We start from the raw sequence: 1,180 nt of genomic DNA, 5'->3' as shown, positions 1-1,180 counted from the left end.
GAGGCGTTGCCGGTGTTTTGGCAGGGGCCGGTGTGTGGTGATGAGCATGTGGCGGAGTTTGGTGGTGTGGTGCCGGAGGTGTTGTTCAAGTTGTGGCGGCGGGTGGGGTTTTCGGGGTTTTTGGATGGTGCGATGTGGTTGGTGGATCCGTTGGAGTGGGCGGCTGCGTCGGAGGAGATGTTGCGGGGTGTGAGGGTGTCGTTTTTGGAGCCGGGTTCGTTGTTGGTGCCGGTGGCGCGGAGTGCGTTTGGGGAGGTGTGGTTTTGGAGTGCGGGGTGTGGGGTGTGTTTGTCGTTGCGCCCGGCCGATGGTACTCAATGGGAGGATCTTATGGAGTCGGCGCGGACGCGGCCGGAGGTGGCGACTTTCTCATGGTTTGCCACGATGGGAGTAGATGAGATGAATCTGTGGGATCGGCATGGTGATGGGTTGTTTGAGCAGGCGTTGGCGGCGTATGGGCCGGTGGGGCCGGATGAGTGTTATGGGTTTGTGCCGTCGATTCTGTTGGGTGGTCCGGCGGAGGTAAGCCATATTCAGAAGGTGAAGGTGCGTGAGCATTTGTTTGTGTTGGATAAGATTCGTCGGGGTGAGTTCACGGCGGAGGTGGGTCCTCGAGCGACGGAGACATCGACTGTCTCCGAGCTTGGTAGCGGCGGTGACGGATCGTCTGCTGCGATCGCCGATGTGGAGTCAAGGATTGTCGCTCTGATCGCTGACCTGGCCTCTGCGGAGGGAGGGCAGTCGTGGGTGGCTGCGGTTGGCACCTCGGTGAAGGATTCGCAGGGCCTATACGCCCATGCGGTTGCGTTGTACACACCGACGGGAGCGCGAAGGATAGTGTTGTTAGTTCATGAGGAACTCAATCGGCGATTGTGGCAAATGACCGGAGAGTTGGCAGAGTTGCAGGGGTGGCGATGGGAGGGATTGAAGGTGACGGTGTTTTCTGGCGGGCGGTCTGAGATAGTGTATTCGTACGATCCGGTTGAGGCGATGGGGTGGACATCGGAAATAGAGGGCGGTGTGACGCGTGCAGAGTTGCCGAATGTCTTGCGTCCGCGCGGGTTATAAGACCGGGTGGTTCCCGATCCATCCCCTATGATATATCGGCTCTTGTGATGTAGGTGTGGGTGGTTTGAGCGTGGCGTAGGGCGCAACGCCGGTGTCTCGCTTAAGGTTTGGT

The 1,180-nt window shown here is 59.3% G+C and carries 1 protein-coding gene; it reads left to right on the top strand.

All coding sequences use genetic code 11. The features are described 5' to 3' along the window. On the top strand, positions 1-1,068 hold a 1,068-nt coding region (locus ACLQ3C_RS21405; protein WP_425707106.1), incomplete at its 5' end, for a GAD-like domain-containing protein. Positions 1,069-1,180: the final 112 nt, after the last annotated feature.

The organism is Gordonia sp. DT30 (assembly GCF_049844915.1).
GTDB lineage: Bacteria > Actinomycetota > Actinomycetes > Mycobacteriales > Mycobacteriaceae > Gordonia.
Note: the sequence above shows the minus strand (reverse complement) of the source record. Positions and strands in the feature narration are given on the sequence as shown.